1 protein-coding gene is annotated in these 1,127 nt (G+C 33.2%); it reads right to left on the bottom strand.

The features are described 5' to 3' along the window. On the bottom strand, nucleotides 1-1,127 hold a 1,127-nt coding region (locus tag MBFIL_RS04550; RefSeq protein ID WP_157078664.1), incomplete at both ends, for a DUF11 domain-containing protein.

Here is a 1,127-nt window from a genome sequence, read left to right as displayed (position 1 = left end):
ACCTTAACAACACTCACATTAACATTATTACTCACATTAATAGTTTCATTATCAGACCCATTATCCACATTAGTATTGTTCTGATCCACAGTCACACTCGCAGTATTAATAACTGTACCATTACCAATAATAACAACAGTAATACTCAAAGCAACCGTTTCACCAGCACCTAAATCACCAATAGACCAAACACCAGTATTATTATCATAAGAACCATTACTACCTACAAAACTCAAAACAGTAGTATTCAACAAATCAGTCACATATACACCAGTAACATTACCAGAACCCTTGTTAGTCACAGTAATAGTATAAGTAATAATATCACCAATATTCGCTGACCCAGTAGTGTTAGAAACCTTAACAACACTCACATTAACATTATTACTCACATTAATAGTTTCATTATCAGATCCATTATTGGTGTTAGTGTTATTCTGATCCACAGACACACTCGCAATGTTAATAACTGTACCATTACCAATAATAACAACAGTAATACTCAAAGCAACCGTTTCACCAGCACCCAAATCACCAATAGACCAAACATCAGTATTAATATCATAAGAACCATTACTACCTACAAAACTCAAAACACTAGTATTCAACACATCAGTCACATATACACCAGTAGCATTACCAGAACCATTATTAGACACAGTAATAGTATAAGTAATAATATCACCAATATTTGCGGTGCCAGTAGTGTTAGAAACCTTAACAACACTCACATTAACATTATTACTCACATTAATAGTTTCATTATCAGATCCATTATCCGTGTTAGTGTTATTCTGATCCACAGACACACTCGCAGTATTAATAACTGTACCATTACCAACAATAACAACAGTAATACTCAAAGCAACACTCTCACCAGCACCAAGAGACCCAATAGACCAAACACCAGTAACATTATCATAAGAACCATTACTACCTACAAAACTCAAAACACTAGTATTCAACACATCAGTCACATATACACCAGTAGCATTACCAGAACCATTATTAGACACAGTAATAGTATAAGTAATAATATCACCAATATTCGCAGATCCAGTAGTATTAGAAACCTTAACAACACTCACATTAACATTATTATTTACATTAATAGTTTCATTATCTGA

It is taken from the genome of Methanobrevibacter filiformis, assembly GCF_001639265.1.
GTDB classification, from domain to species: domain Archaea; phylum Methanobacteriota; class Methanobacteria; order Methanobacteriales; family Methanobacteriaceae; genus Methanacia; species Methanacia filiformis.
Note: the sequence above shows the minus strand (reverse complement) of the source record. Positions and strands in the feature narration are given on the sequence as shown.